Here is a 20694-nt window from a genome sequence, read left to right on the forward strand (position 1 = left end):
ACCGCCTACACCGACACCTCGGTGGCGCCCGCGAGCAGCCACAGCTACACCGTCAAGGCGCGGGACGCGGCGGGCAACACCTCGGCGGCCGGTACGGCGCTGGCGGTCACCACCCCGCCCGGCTGCGCGGGGCAGGCCGTCCTGCTCTCCCAGGGCCGCCCGGCCACCGCCTCCTCGGTCGAGAGCGCCAAGCTCGGCCCGCAGTACGCGGTGGACGGCAGCACCACCACCCGCTGGGGCAGCCAGGAGGGCGCCGACCCGCAGTGGATCAGCGTCGACCTGGGCGCCACCGCGCAGATCAGCCGGGTCAGACTGACCTGGGAAGCCGCCTACGGCAAGGCGTACACCCTCCAGGTCTCCCCCGACGGCCAGACCTGGACCACGGCGTACTCGACCACCACCGGCCACGGCGGCACCGAGGACCTGACCTCGCTCACCGGCAGCGGACGCCACGTCAGGATGCTGGGCACCCAGCGCGGCACCTCGTACGGCTACTCGCTGTACGAGTTCCAGGTGTACGGCACCACCTGCTGACCCGGTGCCAGGACGGCCCGCCCCGCACGCCGGGACGGGCCGTCCGCACGTCCGCACCTGCGTCACGGGCTGTCGGGTGCCGCCGGAAGCCGTTCGACGGCCACCATGGCCGCGTCGTCGCCCAGCCGCCCGCCGGCGTGCGCGACGAGGTCGGCGGACAGGCGCTGCAACAGGGTCGGGGGATCGCAGGGCGGCCAGGAGGCGATCCGCTCCGCCAGCGGATAGAACGCCCCCGACTGGTCGCGGGCCTCGATCACCCCGTCCGTGTAGAGCAGCGCGATGTCGCCGGGCTCGAAGGCGAAGGTCTCGACGACGAAGTCGGCACCGAGAAGACCCGTGAGGCCGAGCGGCGGAGCGGGCTGGCCGACCTCGATGGACCTGACCCGGCCGCCGCGCAGGACGAGCGGCGGCGGATGTCCGCAGTCGACCAGGTGGATCGTCGGCTCGGTGTCGGGGATGTCGAGGACGACCGCGGTGATGAACGACTCCTGGGTCTCCTCGCCCTCCTCCGCCGAGTCCACTAGGTTGCCCGGATCCTCGCGGTCGCGGAAGACGGCCCCCTCCAGGTGGGTGACCAGCGTGGGCAGGTCCGGCTGCTGGTAGGCCGCTGCCCGGAAGGCCCCGAGCAGCAGGGAGGCGTCGCTGATCGCCGCCAGGCCCTTGCCCCGTACGTCACCGACCAGGAACCGGGTGCCCTGCGCGGTCCGCGCGGCCGCGTACAGGTCGCCGCCGATCTGCGCCTCGGCCTCCGCCGCGAGGTAGACGGAGGCGATCCGCAGCGGGCCCATCCGGGGCGGCAGCGGCCGCAGAACCACGGTCTGCGCGGCCTCGGCCACCGAACGCAGTTGGGTCATCTTCCTCTCGTGCTGCTCGCGGAGGTAGGCGAAGAGCGTCACGAGCGCGGAGATCAGGACCAGCGAAGTGATCTGGACCGAGTGGTTGAGGTCCACCAGGGTGGTCCGCGCTGCCGCGACGATGCCCTGGGCCAGTACGGCGAGGGCGCCGACGGCGGCGGTCGTCCTCGGGCCGGCGAACGAGGCCGTGATTGCGGGCGCGGCGACCAGTAGCGGCCCGAGGTGGACCTCCGGCGGCGCCAGGATGTCCAGCACCGAGATCACGACGATCAGCGCGAGCGGAATGACCACCAGCGCGCGGCTCTGCTGCCGAGGCCACCGGAGATCCGCGAGACGCCGCCTAACGTCCATGACTCCTGCATACCCCCAGCCGACCGCGATCGCCCCCGGCCACGCCGTCGCGATCCACCGGACCGGCTCGGATCAGTGCGGGCCGTGCCGGTGCTGCAAGGGGTGCGCGCGGTGGAACGCCTCGCCCGCGATCGCTCCCGCATAGACGCAGTACCCGACCCCGATCAGCCAGGACTGCACCACGAAGACGGTGCCGATCACGCCGTAGGTGATCGCGTTGGACGCGATGAGCGGCGCGAAGACCAGCCGGGAGAAGACCCGCAGGCCGACCAGGGCGGCGACCGTGGCGACAGCGCCGGGCAGCAGGGTGCGCCACCGGATGCGGGATCCGAGCAGCAGGCGCTGCAGCCACCAGAAGAACAGCACACCGCCGGCCAGGGTGGCCGTGGCCCGCAGCGCGGGTTGGGCGGCGGTGTCGTGCCAGGGCACTCCGCTCCAGGCGGCGACGAGGATGTAGCCGATCAGGCCCGCCAGGGCGACCACCTGTCGCCACACGGCGTGCCAGGCGGCCGACTCCACCCGCCAGATCCGCTCGTAGGCGTTCTGGATCGCGGTCATCAGCGAGATCCCGAAGAACGAGAGCGCGGCAAGACCGAGAGCGGTGGTGGTGGTCAGCACCTCACGCCGGGCGGCGAACAGCTCGTCCACCGCCTGCGCCGAGCGGCCGGACAGGCCCAGGCCGTCGATGATCCAGTCGGAGATCCCGATGCCCCGGGTCGGCGACGCGGCCGCGATCACGATGAGCAGCGGCACGAGGGTGACGAAGCACAGCGCGGCGAACGCCATCGCGCGGTGCAGCAGCTCGATCTCCCGGCCGCGCTGCCACACCGCCTTGGCGATGTGCTCGGCGCGCAGCCGGAAGGCTGTCGGCCTTCGGCTCCTCGTCACGGCCTCACCCGATCTCACCCGACCTCTCGGCGACCTCACCTGAATGATCGCAGCTCGGCACACCCGCCCGCACGGCCGCTCGGCCGCTCGGACCCACCGCAGCCGACGCAGTGTCAGGCGGCCGACTCCACGCACCCCGGGTGGCCCCAGCCCGACCCGACCTTGGTGATCGTCTCGCCCTTGCCGTAGGACCGTCCGCACGGGCAGGTCCCCGGGAACCGGGCGCTCAGGGTCCGGGCCGGCCGACTGCCGGAGGCGCTCGACGGGGCAGCCGCCCGGCGCGGGCTCCGGGGCGCGGAGGCACTGACGGGAGCGGGTACCGGGAGGTCGGCGGCGGTACCCCCGGCCGCCTGCTGGGTGCGGGCGGCATCACTGGCGGCCTGGTCGGCGATGGCGTTCAGCGGGTCGCCGTCCACCTGGTGGGCGGGCACGTAGACGAAGGTGACCTCGCGGTCCGTGAGCAGCGCGTCGATCCGCTGGATCAGCTCCTGATTGGCCACCGGCTTGCCGGCCGCGTTCTTCCAGCCGTTGCGCTTCCAGCCGACCAGCCACTTGGTCACCGCGTCCCGGGTGTAGGTGCTGTCGAGCCTCACCTCCAGCGGCAGGCCCGGGTCGGTGGCCTCCAGCAACTGCTCCAACGCCGTCAACTCGCCCACGTTGTTGGTGCTGTGGCCGAGCGGACCGGCCTGCCAGCGCTGCGGCCGGCCCTCACTGTCCGCCACCACGAAGGCCCAGGCCGCCGGACCCGGGTTGCCCTTGGCCGCGCCGTCACATGCCGCAATCAGTCGTTCGCCCATGGACCCGATGATCTCAGGTCCCGGCGGGCCGGCTGGTCTTCGCGGACGGTCTCGGACGGCGGCCGCTCGGGCCGGCCGACCGGTGGTCGCCGCACTAGCAGGGCGACCGGGCTGGTGCCACCGCACGAGGTGCTGGACGCGCTGCGGGGGCTGCTGGCCCCGTGTTCGTGGCCGGGCTGCTGGGCTGCGGCTTCGCGCTCTGCATGGTCGGACCGGCGCTGGCGGTCTCCGCCGTCGCCCGCAGCCGGTCGCAGGTGACCCCGGGCGACGCGCTCGCCGACGGCACCGTCCCGTGGGCCTCGTTGGGCCTGCTCACCGCGATGGGCCTGGCCGGGATCGGCGCGGCTTTCGCCCTGTTCGCCCGCCGGGACCTGGCCCGCTGACCACCCACGGGAGGGCCGGTCGGCCCCGGCCCCCTGCCGGTGGGCCCTGTCGCCGGGGTGGAGCAGAGCAGACGGTGGAGGTGATCCCACGGCGCCCCGGTGGAAGGAGATGAACCCGGTGACCCCCTCATCTCGACGTCCGCTCCGGGAACCGGCGTCGGTGACCATCGACCCCGGGACGGTCGCGGCCGCCGTGCTCGACGCCGACGGAGTCCTGACGGACTCCCGGGTCCTGCGCGCCGCCGCCTGGCAGGACACCCTGGACTCCTACGCCGCCCAGTACGCCCGGGCCACCGGCCGTCCCCAACAGGCACTTTCCGTACCGGCCGAACTCCGCACCGAACTGACCGCCCTGCTGGACCGGGACGCCGCCGCCGAGCTGCTCCGGGCCCACGGCTACCGGTCGGATCTGGCCTGCCGCCACCTCGGACCCTCCGGCACGGATCTGCTGGACCTGCTGGTCGGTCACGCGGACCAGCGGTTCGTGGAACTCCTGCGCACCGAAGGCGTAAAGGCCAGGACCGGTGCCGCCGTGCTGCTGCTCGACCTGCGCGCCGCCGGGATCCGGACGGCCGCGGTCTCCACCGGCCGGCACTGCGCGGAGCTGCTGCGCAACGCCGGTCTGGCGCACCTGATGGACGGCATGGTCGACGCCACCGACGCCGAGCACCACCACCTCGCCGGCCCGCCGGAACCGGCCCTCCACCAGCTCGCGCTGAAGCTGCTGCACAGCACGCCCGGCCGCGCGGTCCTGCTGACGGACAACCAGGAGACGGTGACCGCCGGGCACCGGGCCGGGTTCGGCTCCGTCATCACCGTCACTCGGCACGGCGTCGGCACCGGTGCGCCCAGGAACGGACCGGCTGTACAGGACCTGGAGGGTGTCTTCGTCCGGCCCCACGTCCGATAGCGCACTCAGGCAGCGCGCGGCCGCCGCCGCGGGCGGCGGGCGGCGGGCTCGCACAGAATCGGAGGAGCGGTTCCCTTCGGTCTCAGGAGTGCAGCGATGGACGTCACCGGGCCCCCTGCCTCCGACCGGCCCGTGCGGGTCTTCCTGCTCGACGACCACGAGGTGGTCCGCCGAGGGGTCCGGGACCTGCTGGAGGCCGAGCCGGACATCGAGGTGGTCGGGGAGGCGGAGAGCTGCGCCCAGGCGCTGGCCCGGGTACCCGCGCTGCGGCCGGACGTGGCGGTGCTGGATGTCCGGCTGCCCGACGGCGACGGGGTGATGGTGTGCCGGGAACTGCGGGACCGGATGCCCGGACTGGTCTGCCTGATGCTCACCTCCTTCGACGACGACGACGCGCTGCTGGACGCCATCATGGCCGGGGCGGCCGGGTACGTCCTCAAGCAGGTCAAGGGCACCGACCTGGTGCACGCGGTGCGCACGGTCGCCGCCGGGCAGTCGATGCTGGACCCGGCCACCACTCACCAGCTGATGGAGAGCCTGCGTCACCACGACGAGAGCGAACCCGACGCGACGCTGGCCCGGCTGACGCCCCGTGAGCGTGAGATCCTCGCCCTGGTCGGCAAGGGGATGACCAACCGGGAGATCGGCCAGGAGCTGTACCTCGCCGAGAAGACCGTCAAGAACCACGTCTCCCGGCTGCTCGCCAAGCTCGGCGTCGAGCGCCGCCTCCAGGCCGCCGTCCTGGCCGCCCACGCCGCCCCCGACCCCAACCCCGACCAGCACCCGGGCCGCCGGCACTGAACCCGTCGGCACCCGTCGGCCCACGTATTGGGGCCGACCGGCCCAAGCCGCGGCAGGTGCGCCGGGCGGACAGTGACGGTGAGAGCAGCAGCCCTCGCCAAGCCCCGACCGGGAGCCCACGATGATGTACCAGTACGACCACGGCATGAACGGCTGGGGCTTCGGCCTGATGACCATCGGCATGCTGCTCTTCCTGGGGCTGGTCGTCGTCGGTGGCCTCGCTCTGCTCCGCCGGCTGGACCGCCTGCCCGAACAGCACCCCGCGTCCGCTCCCGCTGCTCCCGCTCCGGAGCAGCTGCTCGCCGAGCGGTACGCCAGGGGCGAGATCGACACCGACGAGTACCGCCACCGCCTGGAGACCCTGCGCCAAGGGCGCGGGCCGGCCTCCGGCGGAACCGCGCCCACCTGAGAGGCCGTCATGTCCGCCACCGCCCTCGACGCCGCCGCGTTGGAGAAGCTGGTCTCCGCCGCCGTCGCCGCACCGTCCCTCCACAACAGCCAGCCCTGGCGGTTCCGCCTGCGCCCGGAGTCCTCCACCGTCGACGTGCGCGCCCTGCGTGAGCGCTCGCTGCCGGCCACCGATCCCGCGGGCCGGGCCCTGCACATCTCGGTGGGCGCCGCCGTGCTCAACCTCCGGGTCGCGGCCCGGCAGCTGGGCTGGGCCCCGGAGGTGTCGCTGCTGCCCGACGCGAGCGACCCCGACCTGCTGGCCTCCGTCGAGCTGGGCCGCCACGCCACCGCCTCTCCTCCCGGCACCGCCGAGCTGTTCGAGGCGATCTGGCACCGCCACACCATCCGCACGCCGTTCACCGGGGAGCCCGTCCCACCCGTCGTCCTCGACCGACTGGCCCGGGCCGCACGGGCGGAGGGAGCGGTGCTCCACCTTCCGGACCGGTCCGAGACCGACCGTCTGCTCCAGCTCACGGCCGAGGCCGAACGCCGCAACACCACCGACCCGGAGCACCGCGGTGAGAGCCGCGCCTGGATCCAGGGCCCGGGCACCCCCGCCTATGGCATACCCGCCGCCGCCCTCGGCCCGCAGGACCGGACCGGGCACCTCCCGATGCGGGACTTCGCCGCCCTCCGCCCCGCCGAACACCTGCCGCCCACCGCCTTCGAGGCCGCCCCCCGGATCGCGGTGCTGACCACCACACACGACCGGCCTGTGGACTGGCTGCGGGCCGGCCTGGCGCTGGAGCACGTCCTGCTCGCGGCGACCGCGCACGAGGTCCGTGCCTCGCTGCTGCACCAGGCCATGGAGTGGCCCCAACTGCGTTGGGAGGCCCGCGATCCCGAACTGGGACCGGAGCACGTGCAGATGCTGATCCGGTTCGGCTACGGGCCCGAGGGCTCTCCGACCCCCCGGCTGCCGGTCGCCGCCGTGCTGGAGTCCGACAGCTGACGCCACGTCACCTGACCAGGGGTACCCGCCAGACCAGTTCGGTCCCGCCCTCCGCACCCGCCCGGGCCTCGAAGCTCCCACCGAGGTCGGCGGCCCGGTCGGCCAGGTTGGCCAGACCGCTGCGCCGCCCTCCGGCGGGCAGGCCGCAGCCGTTGTCCGTCACGGTGAGCAGCAGCTCCGCCCCGGCCGCCACCGACACCTCCACCGCGGTGGCTTCCGCGTGCCGCGCGGCGTTCGACAGCGCCTCCTGCAGGACGGCCAGCGCCTCGTCCACGAACTCGGGCGGCACCGTCACGTCCAGCAGGCCGGTCATCCGCAGCGCCGGCATGAACCCGAGCACGTCCGCCGCCCGCTCGACCACCTCGACCACCCGAGCCCGCGTTCCCCGCGCGGCCGGCCCGGACTCCCTGGTCCGCAGCCCGAAGATGGTGGCCCGGATGGTCTTCGACGTCTCGTCGAGATCGTCGATCGCCCGCAGCACCCGGTCGACGGCCTCCGGGTGGTCGATGAACCTGGTCGCCCCCTGCAGGGTCATCCCGGTGGCGAACAGCCGCTGGATGGCCAGGTCGTGCAGGTCCCGGGCGATCCGGTCCCGCTCCTGGAGGAGGGCCACCTGCTCGGAGTCCCGGCGCCGCTCGGCCAGCTCCATCGCGACCGCCGCCTGTCCGGCGAAACCCAGCAGCGGCACCGACTCGTCCGCGTCGAACAGCGGCCGCCCCGCCGCCCTGGCCAGCATCAGCACGCCCCGCAGGCCGTGCTCCGCCGTGCCGATCGGCACCGCGACCGCAGGACCGAGGCCCTCCCAGCGAGGCGGTCCGGCGGTGATCCGAGGATCCTTCCGGACATCAGCGCTCACCACCAGCTCACCGGTGCGGGCCGCCGCCCCGACGAACGAACCCTCCAACGGAACCACCAGCCCCCGGTGCTGCCGCTCCCCCAGACCCACCGCGATCCGCACCTCCAGCTCCTCCGCACCCGGCACCGGCGAGGCGATCACCGCCAGGTCCGCACCCGCCACCTCGACCGCCCGCGCCACCAGCAGGTCCAGCACCTCCTGCTCGGAACTGCCCGACAGCAGACTGCTCGTCACCTCGGCACTGGCCGCCAGCCACCGCTCGCGCAGCCGCGCCTGGGCGTACAGCCGCGCGTTGTCGATCGCCACCCCCGCCGCCACCGCGAGCGTGGCCAGCACCGACTCGTCCTCCGCGTCGAACTCGCCGCCGCCCCGCTTCTCGGTCAGGTACAGGTTGCCGAACACCTTGTCCCGGATGCGGATCGGCACCCCGACGAACGTGTGCATCGGCGGGTGCTCGGCCGGGAACCCGTACGAGGCCGGATGGTCGGCGATGTTCGCGGTCCGTAGCGGTGCCGGATGGCGGATCAGCTCGCCCAGCAGGCCGTGGCCCGACGGCAGCGGACCGATCCGCTCGATCTGCTGCTCCGTCACACCGACCGGGATGAACTGCGACAACCGCTGGTCCTCGCCGATCACCCCCAGCGCGCCGTACTCGGCGTCCACCAGGGTCACCGCGGCCTCCACGATGTGCCGCAGCGCCTGGGTGAGCTCCAGGTCCCGGCCGACGGCGAGCACCGCCTCCAACAGGCTGTGCACCCGGTCCCTGGTGCCGCGCGCCGCGTCCAGGCGGGCCTGGAGTTCGTCCAGGAGGTCGTCCAGGTGCAGCTGCGGCAGCGGCACCGAGCCGGCTCCGGACACGTCGCCCACCGGTTCCTCCCGAGCACTGGCCGCGGTCCGCTTGGCTTCTCTCCCAGCCTAGGCGGCCCGGCCCGGCAGCGCCCCGGGCGACAGGGCCGACCGGCCCTCAGCCGGGCCCGCCCGGCCCTCGCCGCCCGGCTCGTCCAGCGGTGACCCTGGAAGGGACCGGGCAGCGACCCGGCCGGAACTCCACGAGGAGTGAGCTGGACATGAAGGCACTGACGTACCACGGACCGGGCCGCCGCTCCTGGAGCGAAGTCCCGGACCCGACCGTCCGGGAGCCCGAGGACGCCGTCGTCCGGGTGGACGCCGTGACCATCTGCGGCACCGACCTGCACATCCTCAAGGGCGACGTGCCCGAGGTCACCGAGGGCCGGGTGCTCGGCCACGAAGCCGTCGGCACCGTTGTCGAGACCGGCACCGGCGTACGGACCGTCAGCCCCGGCGATCGGGTGCTGGTCTCCTGCATCTCCGCCTGCGGCCGCTGCGACTACTGCCGCCGCGCGGTGTACGGCCAGTGCACCGGCGGTGGGGGCTGGATTCTCGGCCACCTGGTCGACGGTACCCAGGCCGAATACGTCCGCACCCCGTTCGCCGACAACTCCCTGCACAAGCTGCCCGACGGCGTCACGGACGAGGCTGCCCTGCCGCTCGCCGACATCTTCCCCACCGCCTACGAGGTCGGAGTCCACAACGGCCGCGTCCAGCCCGGCGACACCGTCGTGGTCGTCGGCACCGGACCGATCGGCCTCGCGGCCATCACCACAGCGCGGCTCTACAGCCCCGCCCGGATCATCGCCGTCGACCTCACCCAGAGCCGCCTGGACGCCGCACAGCGGGCCGGCGCCGACACCACCGTCAACGCCGCAGGCACCGACGACGCGGCGATCCGGGCGCTCAGCCCCGACGGGCTCGGCGCCGACGTCGCCATCGAGGCCGTCGGCATCCCCGAGACCTTCGAGTTGTGCACGCAGGTGGTCCGCCCCGGCGGGCGGGTCGCCAACGTCGGCGTCCATGGCAAGCCCGCCACCCTCCACCTGGAACACCTCTGGATCAGGAACATCACCATCACCACCGGCCTGGTCGACACCCACAGCACGCCCCTCCTGCTCCGGATGCTCGCCACCGACCGCCTGGACACCGGCGGACTGATCACCCACCGCTTCGGACTCGACGAGATGCAGGACGCCTACGACGTCTTCGCCGACGCCGAAACCAGCGGCGCCCTGAAGGTCGCCCTCTTCCGGACCTGAACAGGCTCAACCAGGGCGAGGAGGCACACCGTGAACCGCCCGACCCACCACACCGAACCCGCTGAGCCACCGGCCGGTCTCGCGCGCCGCATCACCGAGCGGCAGCACCGGCTCGGACTCACCGACGAAGCACTGTGCCGACAGGCCGGCATCGCCCCGGCATACCTGCGGCAACTCCTGGCCTCAGGAGCCGACTTCGACCCACCGAGCCTGCAACGGGTCGCCACCGCCCTGGAGCTGACCTACCGTGAGCTGCTCGAAGGGCCGGGGAGTCCGCCCCCGGGTCAGGGCCCTGCCTCAGCACATCCGGCCCTGATCCGCCTCACTCCCGGGCAGTGCTGGAACCTGCTCGGTGCCGGCGGGATCGGCCGCGTCGCCCTGCCGGCGAAGGCCGGGCCCACCATCCTGCCGGTCAACTACACCGTCCGGGCCGGGTCGGTCGTCTACCGAACCGATCCACACGGCGCAGCCGCCCCCGGTCCGGAAAGCCCGGCGTCCTTCCAGGTCGACCGGACGGACGAACAGAAGGGCACCGGGTGGAGCGTGCTGCTCACCGGCACCGCCGAGCCGATCGACGACCTGTCGGAGATCCGCCGTCTGGAGTCCGCCCCCGGCGCGGAGCCGTGGGCCGGCGGCAACCGGCCCCTGTGGGTACGGATCCGCCCGGACACCGTCACCGGCCGCCGCATCGGCACCGTCGGCCCCGACGGCCACCTGGGCTGAGCGGGGCCGTCGCCTACGGCTGGCGTTGTGTACTCAACAAGCTGGTCGCCGACGCCTTGGAGGACGTCTGCCCAGGGTCAGCGGCTGCGGGGCGCGTACATGATGACTGCGACGCCGGCCAGGCAGATCAAGGCGCCGATGACGTCGGCGCGGTCGGGCCGGTAACCGTCGACGGCCATGCCCCAGGCCAGGGAGCCGGCGACGAACACACCGCCGTACGCGGCGAGGATGCGCCCGAAATCGGCGTCGTCCTGGAGGGTGGCGACGAAGCCGTAGATGCCCAGCGCGATGACGCCGGTGCCGATCCAGGCCCAGCCCTTGTGCTCGCGCACGCCCTGCCAGATGAGCCAGGCACCGCCGATCTCGAACAGGGCGGCGGCGGCGAAGAGGGCGATGGAGCGCAGGACGGTCATGATCGGGGACCCTACCGGCGGGCGGCCGGGGTGATCCGCAGCAGGCCATCCGTCGTCCGGCAGCCGCACCCGCCGGCGCCGCAGCCCTTCGTGCCACAGCCGCGCGCGGCCCGGCGTTGTCCCACCCACCAGGCCCCGACCGCGAGCACGGCCAGGGCGGCGGCGATCGCGGGCAGTCGGCCCACCACCCCGGCCCCCGCGCCGACCACAGCGACGGTGATCAGGACAGGCAGCGCGCAGCAGGCCACGCACGCCAAGGCGGCCAGTGCCCCCAGGGCCTTTGCTCATGGCTGACCGCCCTCGGTCAAGCTGGTCGCCCGCGCCTGCAGGGCGTTGAGTACGTTCTCGTGAACAGGGTCGACCTCGACGTCGAGCTGCAGCTCGGTGGGCAGGGTTCAGGCCGTCGGAACCCAGCTCAGGCCGGTCATGGCTCGCTCCTGTCCATCCCCGCGCCGTGCCGGCGGGGATGTCTCCGACCATAAACCTGTACCTGGGTACCGGTTGCAACCTTTCCGCGCCCCGATCCGGCGGCAGCGATGTCCGCCCGGGGTGGGGAGATCAGCTGAGCAGGTCTGTCCCACCATTGAGTACAGGGTGGGGAATCCAGGGCTCTGGCCGGATCTGCGTGAAATCCCAGGTCAGGGCGTGAATGCAGGAACGTTCGTCCGGGGCAGTTCTCGATCATGGGGGTCTCGGCGGCGCCTGGCTGAACGGCCGCTTGGTGGGCGGAAGTTGGTGACCCGCCTGCGGCTCCGGCGGTTCTTCTGTGACCGTCAGAGGTGCCGTCGGCAGACGTTCGTCGAGCAAGTGGACGGGCGGCGGCAAGGTCGAACCTGTTGTCCAGCCGCTGTCCGCGTCGCTGGCTGCGCCGAATCCACCCGAGGTCGAGGCGTGTCTCGAGTAGCTGAGTGTTGATCCCTACGCGGTGCCCTCAGGATCACCGGCGCGCCATCCTTCACTCGCTGTCGGAGACCCAGCTCGTCCGGTCCTTGTACTTCGCCACCGTGGCGCCTGGGCAAGCCCGGCGCAGTGCCTCCTCCAGTAGCCCGGGGTCGTTCTCTGCCGGGTTGAACGCGGCGCGGGTGCGGTAGACCTTGCGCCCCACGTGGAGTTCGAGGACGCGTTGGCCGCCGCCGGGGTTGTCCGCGGACCGGTACCCCGTACGGATCAGGCGCAACCGGCGCACCGAGTCGAGGTGGTGGCTCGTCTCGACCCCGCTGACCCGCGCCAGTACGAGCGTCGGCGGCAGGCCGGGCCGGATCTCCGCCCACTCCACGGCAGCGCGTTCGCGCAGCCAGGTCGGCACCAACAGCACTCCCCAGAACAGCGCGAGGATCCCGCCGATCACCAGGCCCGCCCAAGGCGCGGCGAAGGTCACTGCCCCGACGGTCAGGACGTGCCCCAAGGTGACCACCACGTACTGGCCCCAGTCGGAAGGTGCCTCGTTCCCGCTCCGGTACGTCTCCCAGCGAAAGACGTCGCCCCCCTCGTGTCCGCTCATGCCTCCCAGAATGACCATCCACGCGCGCCGGTGGAAGGGGTCTGTGCCGTGGTGGCCGGAATGTCCTCGCCACCACGTGCCTGGTTGAGTTGTGTGCGGAAACAGCTGTGGTCCGTACGGGGGCGGGCACCCTCGAGCCTGCCCCCGTACGGGGCTTTCAGTGGTTCCGGTAAGAACCGAGGTGCCAGAGCTTGAGGCTGTCGAGGCGGGCGGTACCGCCTTCGGCGAACAGCTGGACACCCTGGCTGCTGGAATCGGGGAAGATCTGGTCGGTGATCACGGACTGTCCCTGGCCGCCGAACACCTCCACCGAGGACGCGTCGACGACCACCCTGATGTGGACCTTGCCGTTCTGGGGCTCGATCGGCGCGGTGTGGACGCCGGGGAAGTTGGGATCGAAATCGACGGCCCCGGACTTCGTGCGGTCGACGTACAGCTGCCGGCTGTCGGCGTCGTAGCCGATGACGGTCTCCTGGCCGCCGCCGGTGCGCACCTTGAGCCCGAACTTGCGGGCGTCGGCGAGCGAGAAGGTGGCATCGATGTCGAGGGCCTGTCCGGCGCCCCGTCGGGCCAGGTCGATGGTGCGGTTCGGAACGGTGACGTCGTGCAGGACGACGGCCGGCCCTTCGCGCAGCGAATTCAGGGAGCGGACCGGTTGCTGGGTCAGCTGGAGCCGGCCGTCGATGGTGCGGAGCTGGAGTGTCCGGGGCAGGCTCTGCGCGCTGCGCCAGGGGGTGGTGGGGGTGTTGCCGGCGTACTGCCAGTCGCTCATCCAGCCGATCATGGTGCGCTCGCCGCGGGGTGCGTCGTTGTAGGTCACTGCGGCGTAGAAGTCCTTGCCGAAGTCGACCCAGTGCGCGCGCTGCACGGTGGAGAGCGCGGGCCTGACTGCGGTGGTGAACTGGTCGGCCATGATGTGGCCCCAGCCTCCGGTGTTCAGGTCGGTGACCTGGATCCGGGCTTGCATGCCCTGGTAGGCGCGCAGGTCGAAGGAGGCCCAGTCCAGGGATTCACTGTCGGAACCGGTGACGCTCTGCACGATCTGGCCGTCGACGACCAGGTTCACCGAGGTCTCGGTCGACTGGGGCTTGGCCTGGGTGTCCGAGAGGATGATCTGGTCGACGTTGAGGTGGCCCCAGCCTCCGGTGTTCTGGTCCACGATCTTGATTTGTGCGGTCCTGCCCTGCAGGTCGGACAGGTCCCAGGAGGCCCAGTCGAGGTGCTCGTTGTTGCTGCCGGTGGCGCTGCGGACGGTCTTCCCGTCGACGACGAGCTCGATGGCGGTCGGGGCGTCGGAGGTGGCGGGATGGGTTCCGCCGCCGATCAGGAAGTCGAGGTACTTCTTGTCGATGGTGAACGTCGGCGAGGTGAGTTCACCGGTGGTGGCGTCGCCCTGGAGGAAGCTGTTGGCCAGCCCGTGGCCGACGTGGCCCGACACTTCCTGCTGGCCCTGGAGGGTGCCCTGCGCCGGTCCGGTGCCGAACGCGGTGCCGGTGGCGGTCCAGTTCCCGTAGGTGTCGCCCTCGAAGTCGGCGAGGACGGTGCCGGTGGGGGTCGGCTGCTGGTCGAGGACGGCGTTCGGGTTGTGGGGGTGGTTGCCGCCGCCGACCTTGAAGTTGAGGTAGTCGCTGTCCACGGTGAACAGGGGCGAAGTGACGGTGCCCGTCGAACTGTCGCCCCCGTGGAAGCTGTTGGTGTAACCGACGCCTTCGATGCCGGTGATCGCGGACTGGCCCGGCAGGGAGCCGTTGGCCGGGCCGGTGCCGAACGCCGTTCCGGTGGTCGTCCAGTTCCCGTAGTCGGGCTGCTCGAAGTCCTGCACGACCGTGCCGCTCGGCGGGGTGTAGGAGCCGTTGTCGTCGGGAGTGAAGGTGATGCCGTCGAAGTCGCCGAGGAAGTACTGCACACCGGAGCCGCCGGTGATGCCGCCGGGGTTGATGTTCACGGCCAGGACCCACTTGACGTGGTCCGGGTTCCCGTCGACGGCCATCGGGAAGAAGTCCGGGCACTCCCAGGCGCCGCCGACGGCGCCGGCCGGGCCGAACTCGCTGAGGTGGTCCCATGACTTGAGGTCCTTGGAGGAGTAGAACTCGACCTTGTGTTCGTCGGCCATCGACACGGTCATGAGCCAGCTCTGCGTCGGTGCGTACCACTGCACCTTCGGGTCGCGGAAGGCGTGGGAGCCGATGTCGAGCACCGGGTTGGCCGCGTACTTCGTCCAGGTGCGGCCGCGGTCGGTGCTGTAGGCGAGCGACTGGGCCTGCTTCCCGTCCGGGTAGGCACTGGTGTAGACGGCGACCATGGCGGGATCCTCGCGGGTACCGAAGCCGGTGGTGTTGTCGACGTCGATCACGGCGCTGCCGGAGAAGGCCATCTCGTTGCCGTCGTGCGGGATGGCCAGCGGCAGCTCCTGCCAGTGCACCAGGTCGGTGCTGACGGCGTGGCCCCACGACATGTTGCCCCAGGAGTTGCCCTCGGGGTTGTACTGGTAGAAGAGGTGGTACTCGCCCTTGTAGTACACGAGCCCGTTGGGGTCGTTCATCCAGTTCTGCGCGGGGGTGTAGTGCACCAGGGGGCGGTACTGCTCCTGGGCCGGCGCGGTGTTCGCCACCGCCGGGGATCCTGCGGTCAGGCCGAGGCAGAGGGCGGTGGCCAGGACGGCGAGCGAGGAACGGCGGGTGCGTCGGGACACGGGCATGGGAGCTCCTTCGCAGAGCTTGGGGTGGGGGTGAGCGAGGTCGCGGCTCGTCGGGGCATGGCTGCGCCGAGGCACGGCGGCGGGACGGCGGTCGCGGTGACAGGGCGGGCCGTGGGTGGGGCAGCGGTACGGAACTGCTAGCGGGGCGGCGGCAGTTCGCCGGATCCGCGAGGGATGAGGCGGGTGGGGACGGTGACGGTACGGGCCCGGGTGCGGTCACCGTCGAGCCGGGCGAGGGCGATTTCGGCGGCGGCTCTGCCGATGGCGGCCGGGTCCTGGGCGACCGTGGTGATCGCGGGCTCCAGCACCTCCGCGAACGGCAGGTCGTCGAAGGAGACCAGGGCCACGTCGCGTCGGCCTTCGCGGACCATGCCGAGCACAGTGCCCATGGCGGCGAAGTTGTTGGCCGCCAGGATCGCGGTCGGCGGCTGCGGACTGTGCAGCACTCGCTGGACGGCCTCGGCGGCCTCGGCCTCGGTGTGGCCGTCCAGTACGAGCGAGCGGTCGTAGGGCAGGTGGGCGGCTTCGAGTGCCTCGCGGTACCCGGCGAGGCGCTCGCGGCGGGTGTAGAGGGTGGCCGGCCGGTCGCCGACGAAGGCGATCCGCCGGTGCCCGCCGGTGATCAGGTGGGCGGTGCCTTCGCGGGCACCGTCCCGGTTGGAGCTGACCACACCGTCGGCCGTGAGGCCCGTCCCGGGGCGGTCGAGGAAGACCACCGGCATCCCGGCAGTCCGGGCCGCCCGCAGGTGGGCGTGGTCGGCTCCTACGGTGGGCACCACCATCAGTGCGCTGACGCGGCGGGCCAGGAAGGTGTTGCTCAGTGCCCGTTCCCGGTCGGGGTCGTCGGCGCAGGAACCCATCAGCAGGGTCAGTCCGCGCTGGCGCACCGCGCTCTCGATCCCGCCGGCGACGGTACCGAAGAACGGATTACCCATGTCGGGGATGATCAGGCCGACGGTGCTGTCCGGGCCGCCGACGCGCATGTTGCGGGCCATCAGGTTGGGTTGGAAGCCCAGCTTCTCGACCGCCGCCATGACCTTCTCCCGGGTTGCGGGGGAGGTCGGCCCGTCGCCGTTCAGGACCCGGGAGACGGTCTTGGCGCTGACGCCGACCTCCTGGGCCACATCGTGCAGCGTCGTGCGACGGGGCGAGGCCATGTACCCACCGTTCGGCTTCGCCGGGCACGGGCTCCGCTGGTGTGAGCGGAGCCCGCGCACGGACTGTCTGGTCAGTTCGGACGGACTCCGGCGGCCTTGGCCGCCCGGGCATCCGCAACGACAGTACCGCCGTGCTCCTGGTCGACGGTGAGCGCGCCCGTCATGATCGCGACGACCTCCGACATGGTGTAGTCGGACGGCTTGATCAGGGCCTCGCGCCGGCCCATCCGATGGACGTGGATACGGTCGGCGATCTCGAAGACGTGCGGCATGTTGTGACTGATCAGGACGACCGGCAGCCCCTTGTCGCGGACCCGCCGGATCAGGTCGAGGACCTGGCCGGACTCCTTGACGCCGAGCGCCGCGGTGGGCTCGTCCATCACGACGACACTGCGGGCCCAGGCGACCGACCGGGCGACGGCCACGGCCTGGCGCTGACCGCCGGAGAGGGTCTCCACCGACTGGGTGAGCGAGCGCAGGCCGATCTTGAGGTCGGCCATGTGCGCGGCAGCCTCCTCGCGCATCCGCTTCTTGTCGATCATGCGCAGGACGCTGCCCAGCGGGCCTGGCCGGCGCAGCTCGCGGCCGAGGAACATGTTGGAGGCGATGTCCATCGAGGCGGCCACCGCGAGATCCTGGTACACGGTCTCGATGCCGTGGGCCCGGGCGTCCTGCGGCCCGTTGAAGCGGATGACCTCGCCGTTCAGGCGGATCTCGCCCTCGTCGGGGGTGACGGCGCCGGTGAGGGCCTTGATGAGACTGGATTTGCCGGCGCCGTTGTCGCCGATGACGGCCAGGACCTCGCCGGGCAGCAGGTCGAAGTCGGCACCGTCGATGGCGGTGACGTGACCGTAGCGCTTGACCAGACCCCGGGCCTGGATCACTGGAGTGGGGGTGGGAGTGGGAGCGCTCATCAGCGGGTCCTCTTCCGGGAGATCTGGTCGACGGTGACGGCGAGGATGACCAGGACGCCGGTGATCAACGTCTGGTAGATGGAGGCGACGCCCATCAGCTGCAGACCGTTGCGGAACACCCCGACGATGAGGGCGCCGACCAGGGAGCCGAGCACGCTCCCCCGGCCGCCGAAGAGGCTGGTTCCGCCGAGGACCACCGCGGTGATGCTGTCGAGGTTGTCGGTCTGCCCCGCCTGCGGGTCTCCGACGCCGGTGCGCGAAATCAGCAGCAGTGCGGCGAGGCCGTAGACCAGGCCGGCGAGTGCGTACAGGCCGATGGTCAGGCGGCCGGTGCGGATGCCGTTCAGGCGGGCGGCCTCGGGGCTGTTGCCGAGGGCGTACACGTGCCGGCCCCAGGAGGTGCTGCTCAGCAGGTAGGCGAAGACGGCGAACAGTGCCAGGGCGACGAGCGAGCCGTAGGTGACGTCGGTGCCGCCGAGCGGGAAGGTGTTGCCGAGGAACGTCAGCTCGCCGGGCAGGTCGGTGACGGTCTGCTCGTTGGAGTAGATGTGGGTGAGGGCGAAGGCCACGTTGAGCATGCCGAGCGTCACGATGAACGGCGGCAGCGGGATCAGCTTCACCAGCAGGCCGTTGACCAGACCGAAGCCCCCGCACACCGCCAGACCCAGCACGATCGCCACCAGCGGCGGAACGGTTCCCTGAGCGGCCATCCTGGCGATCACGATCGACCCGAAGGCCATCACGGCGCCACAGGACAGGTCGATACCGGCGGTCAGGATGATCAGCGTCTGCCCCACGGCCAGCGCCCCGACCACCATCACCTGCTGGATGATCAGCGAGAAGTTTCCGCCGGACAGGAACTGGTCTGTCGTCAGGGAGAAGAAGGCGCACGCCAGCACGAGTGCGGCGAGCGGGCCGGCCGTCGGTGCCGCCACGAGCCGGCGCAGCGGTGTCGGCCCGGTGAGGTGCCCGTACGGGGCGGTGGATGTGGTCATGAGAGGTCCTTGCCGGTGAAGCGGATCGGGAGCGCCGAGCGAGCGGCGTCACGACGGATGGAAGCGGTCCGGGCCGGGTCGGGGCAGGGGAACCGGCCCGGACCGCTGGTTCAGTGAGGGGCGGATCAGCCCCAGCAGTTCTCCAGGCCGTAGGTGGTGTCCTTGGCGTCGCTGCCGGCCTGCGGCTTGTCGGTGATCAGGTTGACGCCCGTGTCGGTGTAGCCGTTGGCCTTGATGCCGGCCTTGGCGAAGTCGACGACCGCCTTGACGCCCTTCGCTGCCATCACCAGCGGGTACTGCTGGGAGGTAGCGGCGATCTTGCCGTCCTTGACGGCCTGGGTGCCGGTGCACCCGCCGTCGACGGAGACGATCAGGACGTCCTTCTCCCGGCCCTTGGCCTTCAGCGCGGTGTAGGCGCCCAGTGCGGCGGGCTCGTTGATGGTGTAGACGACGTTGATGTCGGGGGACTTCTGCAGGCAGTTCTCCATCGCGGTCTGGCCCTTGGCCTGATCGCCGCCGGTGTCCTGGGAGCAGACCACCGACGGGTCGCCCTCCGTGATGCCGAAGCCCTGCAGGAACCCGTCGTGGCGCAGCCGGCCGACGGCGACACCGGGTGCGAGGTCCAGGGTGGCGATCTTCGCGTTCTTGCCCGCCATGACGGTCTTGGCGTACTGGCCGATCAGCACGCCCGCCTTCTTGTTGTCGGTGGCGAACAGCGCGTCGGTGCCGTCCTGCGGATCGGTCGGGCTGTCGAGGGCGATCACCAGCACGCCCTTGTCCCGGGCCTTCTTGATCGCGGGCAGGATCGCCTTGGAGTCGCTCGGGGTGATCAGGATGCCCTTGACGCCGGCGGCCACCATGTTCTCGATGGCCGCGATCTGGCCGGCGTTGTCGCCGTCGAACTTGCCGGCGGCCGTGCTGAGCGTGACGCCGTCCTCCTGGGCGGCCTTCTGCGCGCCCTCCTTCATCTTCACGAAGAACGGGTTGGTGTCGGTCTTGGTGATCAGGCCGACCTTGACCGCGCTGCCCGCGGAGCCGGTGTCGGCGGAGCCCTTCGCGCCGGAGCCGCACGCGGTCAGCGTGAGCGCCATTCCGCCGGCCAGGACGGTTGCCGCGGCTCTGGTGAGGGTGGGGCGGATAGCAAGGGTCATCGTGGCTCCTGGAGGTGCGGCCCGGGTGGTCAGGGCAGGGGGTCAGGGCAGGGGGGTCAGCGGCTCGGAATGTCATCGTTGACTTATGTCAGCGTTGACATCTGCTTGGGAGTGATGATGAAGTCTGCGAAACCCGGGCCACAAGCCCTACCGCCGTAACAACTGGGTAACGCAGCCGCAACCACCCGCGCTGACCAGCGGACAAGTCGCGCAGCGTCAGCAGCCCAGATCCGAGACCGTTCGGTCCCCCAGCCTCCCTAGACCTTGAAAGGCGCACCCATGGCCCAGCGCCCGATCGCTGTCCTCGGCGAGTGCGTCGCCGACGCCTTCGCCGACACCGTCCAGCCCCGCCCCGGCGAGCTCGCTCTGCGCGTCCTGCCAGGTGGCGGCCCGGCCAACACCGCCGCGGCGCTGGCCCGGCTCGGCACCCCCACCCGCTTCGTGGGCCGGATCTCCTCCGATGCCTTCGGCGCGCTCTTCCGCGCCCACCTGGCATCTTCCGGCGTCGACCTCGCCGGAGTCGTCGCCGCCTCCGAGCCCAGCACCATGGCCATCGCGACCGTCGACGAGCACGGCCAGGCCCAGTACTCCTTCCACGCCGAGGGCACCGCCGACTGGCAGTGGACCGCCGCCGAACTCGCAGCCGCCCACCCCAAGGACGCCGCCTGCCTGCACACCGGCTCCCTCGCCCTGGTCCGCGCCCCCAGCGACGAGCGCATCGAGGAGCTCCTCACCCGTGCACGCAGCAGCGCGACCGTCTCGATCGACCCCAACGTCCGCCCCCTGCTCATCGACCCGGCCGTCTACCGGGCCCGCCTGGCCCGCTGGTGCGCACTGGCCGACATCCTGCGCCTCAGCTCCGACGACCTGGAACTGTTGATGCCGGGCGTGACTCCCGAGCGCGCCTGCGACGCCTGGCACCTGGCCGGGGTGAGGCTGGTGGTGATCACTCTGGGCGGCCGCGGCGCGATCGCGTCCCTCGACGGTGCCCGGGTGTTCGCCCCCGCACCGCAGGTCCAGGTCGTGGACACCATAGGCGCCGGTGACTCGTTCACCGCAGGACTGCTCCACCGGTTGTCCCGGGCCGGCCGCCTCGGCGGCCGCCTGCATGACCTGAGCGCCGACGAGGTGTCCGACGCCTGCGACTACGCAGCCCGGGTCGCAGCTCTGACCTGCTCGGTCGCCGGCCCCAACCCGCCGTGGGCGCACCAGATGGAGTCCACGCCTGCGGCCTCCCGCTAGCCCGTCCGGCCCC

20 protein-coding genes and 1 pseudogene are annotated in these 20694 nt (G+C 71.8%); 9 read left to right on the forward strand and 12 right to left on the reverse strand.

The window, feature by feature from the left end:
• Window positions 1–174: 174 nt before the first annotated feature.
• Window positions 175–534 (forward strand): annotated as a pseudogene (locus ASC99_RS42105) (discoidin domain-containing protein); the annotation flags it as partial.
• A gap of 62 nt (window positions 535–596) precedes the next feature.
• Here the strand turns inward: ASC99_RS42105 and ASC99_RS11450 are convergent.
• From ASC99_RS11450 to ASC99_RS11460, 3 genes are all read right to left on the reverse strand, one after another.
• Window positions 597–1739, reverse strand: coding sequence for a PP2C family protein-serine/threonine phosphatase (locus ASC99_RS11450; RefSeq protein ID WP_057230847.1), 1143 nt, complete (start codon window positions 1737–1739; stop codon window positions 597–599).
• A 72-nt stretch (window positions 1740–1811) separates the two neighbouring features.
• Entirely contained in the window at window positions 1812–2627 is an 816-nt protein-coding gene (locus ASC99_RS11455; protein ID WP_235502409.1) for a YhjD/YihY/BrkB family envelope integrity protein, read from the reverse strand.
• 113 nt (window positions 2628–2740) lie between these two features.
• Window positions 2741–3424, reverse strand: a complete 684-nt coding sequence (locus tag ASC99_RS11460; protein WP_057230850.1) for a ribonuclease H — start codon at window positions 3422–3424, stop codon at window positions 2741–2743.
• A gap of 161 nt (window positions 3425–3585) precedes the next feature.
• Here ASC99_RS11460 and ASC99_RS11465 point away from each other — a divergent pair, with 161 nt between their 5' ends.
• The 5 genes from ASC99_RS11465 to ASC99_RS11485 all read left to right on the forward strand — a co-directional run bounded on the left by ASC99_RS11465 (window position 3586) and on the right by ASC99_RS11485 (window position 6920).
• Window positions 3586–3807: a hypothetical protein gene (locus ASC99_RS11465; protein ID WP_057230852.1), complete on the forward strand. Its 222-nt coding sequence runs from the start codon at window positions 3586–3588 to the stop codon at window positions 3805–3807.
• Between the two features lie 160 nt (window positions 3808–3967).
• The gene (locus tag ASC99_RS11470; protein ID WP_057230854.1) at window positions 3968–4717 is read left to right on the forward strand and encodes an HAD family phosphatase; all 750 of its coding nucleotides are present in this window, start codon (window positions 3968–3970) and stop codon (window positions 4715–4717) included.
• A gap of 96 nt (window positions 4718–4813) precedes the next feature.
• A complete protein-coding gene (locus tag ASC99_RS11475; protein ID WP_057230856.1) occupies window positions 4814–5518 on the forward strand; it encodes a response regulator transcription factor in 705 nt (234 codons plus the stop codon).
• A 121-nt stretch (window positions 5519–5639) separates the two neighbouring features.
• A complete protein-coding gene (locus tag ASC99_RS11480) occupies window positions 5640–5927 on the forward strand; it encodes an SHOCT domain-containing protein (protein ID WP_057230858.1) in 288 nt (95 codons plus the stop codon).
• A 9-nt stretch (window positions 5928–5936) separates the two neighbouring features.
• Complete coding sequence (locus tag ASC99_RS11485) at window positions 5937–6920, forward strand: aromatic ring-opening dioxygenase LigA (protein WP_057230860.1); 984 nt, start codon at window positions 5937–5939, stop codon at window positions 6918–6920.
• A gap of 7 nt (window positions 6921–6927) precedes the next feature.
• On the opposite strand, the gene ASC99_RS11490 is transcribed toward ASC99_RS11485, so the two are convergent.
• Window positions 6928–8643: a GAF domain-containing protein gene (locus tag ASC99_RS11490; RefSeq protein WP_235583030.1), complete on the reverse strand. Its 1716-nt coding sequence runs from the start codon at window positions 8641–8643 to the stop codon at window positions 6928–6930.
• A gap of 200 nt (window positions 8644–8843) precedes the next feature.
• Between ASC99_RS11490 and ASC99_RS11495 the strand changes: the two genes are divergently transcribed.
• Together ASC99_RS11495 and ASC99_RS11500 are read left to right on the forward strand one after the other, a co-directional pair.
• Complete coding sequence (locus tag ASC99_RS11495) at window positions 8844–9887, forward strand: zinc-dependent alcohol dehydrogenase family protein (RefSeq protein WP_057230862.1); 1044 nt, start codon at window positions 8844–8846, stop codon at window positions 9885–9887.
• A 30-nt stretch (window positions 9888–9917) separates the two neighbouring features.
• Window positions 9918–10610, forward strand: a complete 693-nt coding sequence (locus ASC99_RS11500) for a pyridoxamine 5'-phosphate oxidase family protein (protein WP_057230863.1) — start codon at window positions 9918–9920, stop codon at window positions 10608–10610.
• A 77-nt stretch (window positions 10611–10687) separates the two neighbouring features.
• Here the strand turns inward: ASC99_RS11500 and ASC99_RS11505 are convergent, their stop codons facing one another.
• The 8 genes from ASC99_RS11505 to ASC99_RS11540 form a co-directional block, all read right to left on the reverse strand.
• On the reverse strand, window positions 10688–11023 hold the full coding sequence (locus ASC99_RS11505; protein ID WP_057230865.1) for a YnfA family protein: 336 nt from the start codon (window positions 11021–11023) through the stop codon (window positions 10688–10690).
• An 11-nt stretch (window positions 11024–11034) separates the two neighbouring features.
• Entirely contained in the window at window positions 11035–11280 is a 246-nt protein-coding gene (locus ASC99_RS11510; protein ID WP_057240851.1) for a hypothetical protein, read from the reverse strand.
• Window positions 11281–11978: 698 nt separating this feature from the next.
• Window positions 11979–12524 carry a hypothetical protein gene (locus ASC99_RS11515; RefSeq protein WP_057230869.1) on the reverse strand — a complete coding sequence of 182 codons (546 nt, stop codon included), beginning with the start codon at window positions 12522–12524 and terminating at the stop codon, window positions 11979–11981.
• A 157-nt stretch (window positions 12525–12681) separates the two neighbouring features.
• Complete coding sequence (locus tag ASC99_RS11520; RefSeq protein WP_057230871.1) at window positions 12682–15222, reverse strand: glycoside hydrolase family 32 protein; 2541 nt, start codon at window positions 15220–15222, stop codon at window positions 12682–12684.
• Window positions 15223–15359: 137 nt separating this feature from the next.
• Complete coding sequence (locus tag ASC99_RS11525) at window positions 15360–16379, reverse strand: LacI family DNA-binding transcriptional regulator (protein WP_057230872.1); 1020 nt, start codon at window positions 16377–16379, stop codon at window positions 15360–15362.
• A 71-nt stretch (window positions 16380–16450) separates the two neighbouring features.
• Window positions 16451–17293, reverse strand: coding sequence for an ATP-binding cassette domain-containing protein (locus ASC99_RS11530; RefSeq protein ID WP_057230874.1), 843 nt, complete (start codon window positions 17291–17293; stop codon window positions 16451–16453).
• Window positions 17293–18288 carry an ABC transporter permease gene (locus ASC99_RS11535; protein WP_057230876.1) on the reverse strand — a complete coding sequence of 332 codons (996 nt, stop codon included), beginning with the start codon at window positions 18286–18288 and terminating at the stop codon, window positions 17293–17295. Before ASC99_RS11535 ends, ASC99_RS11530 begins: the two co-directional genes overlap by 1 nt.
• Window positions 18289–18413: 125 nt before the next feature.
• The gene (locus ASC99_RS11540; protein ID WP_057230877.1) at window positions 18414–19439 is read right to left on the reverse strand and encodes a sugar ABC transporter substrate-binding protein; all 1026 of its coding nucleotides are present in this window, start codon (window positions 19437–19439) and stop codon (window positions 18414–18416) included.
• Window positions 19440–19718: 279 nt separating this feature from the next.
• Between ASC99_RS11540 and ASC99_RS11545 the strand changes: the two genes are divergently transcribed.
• Entirely contained in the window at window positions 19719–20681 is a 963-nt protein-coding gene (locus ASC99_RS11545; protein ID WP_057230879.1) for a carbohydrate kinase, read from the forward strand.
• Window positions 20682–20694: the final 13 nt, after the last annotated feature.

It is taken from the genome of Kitasatospora sp. Root107 (assembly GCF_001424875.1).
Taxonomy (GTDB): Bacteria; Actinomycetota; Actinomycetes; order Streptomycetales; family Streptomycetaceae; genus Kitasatospora.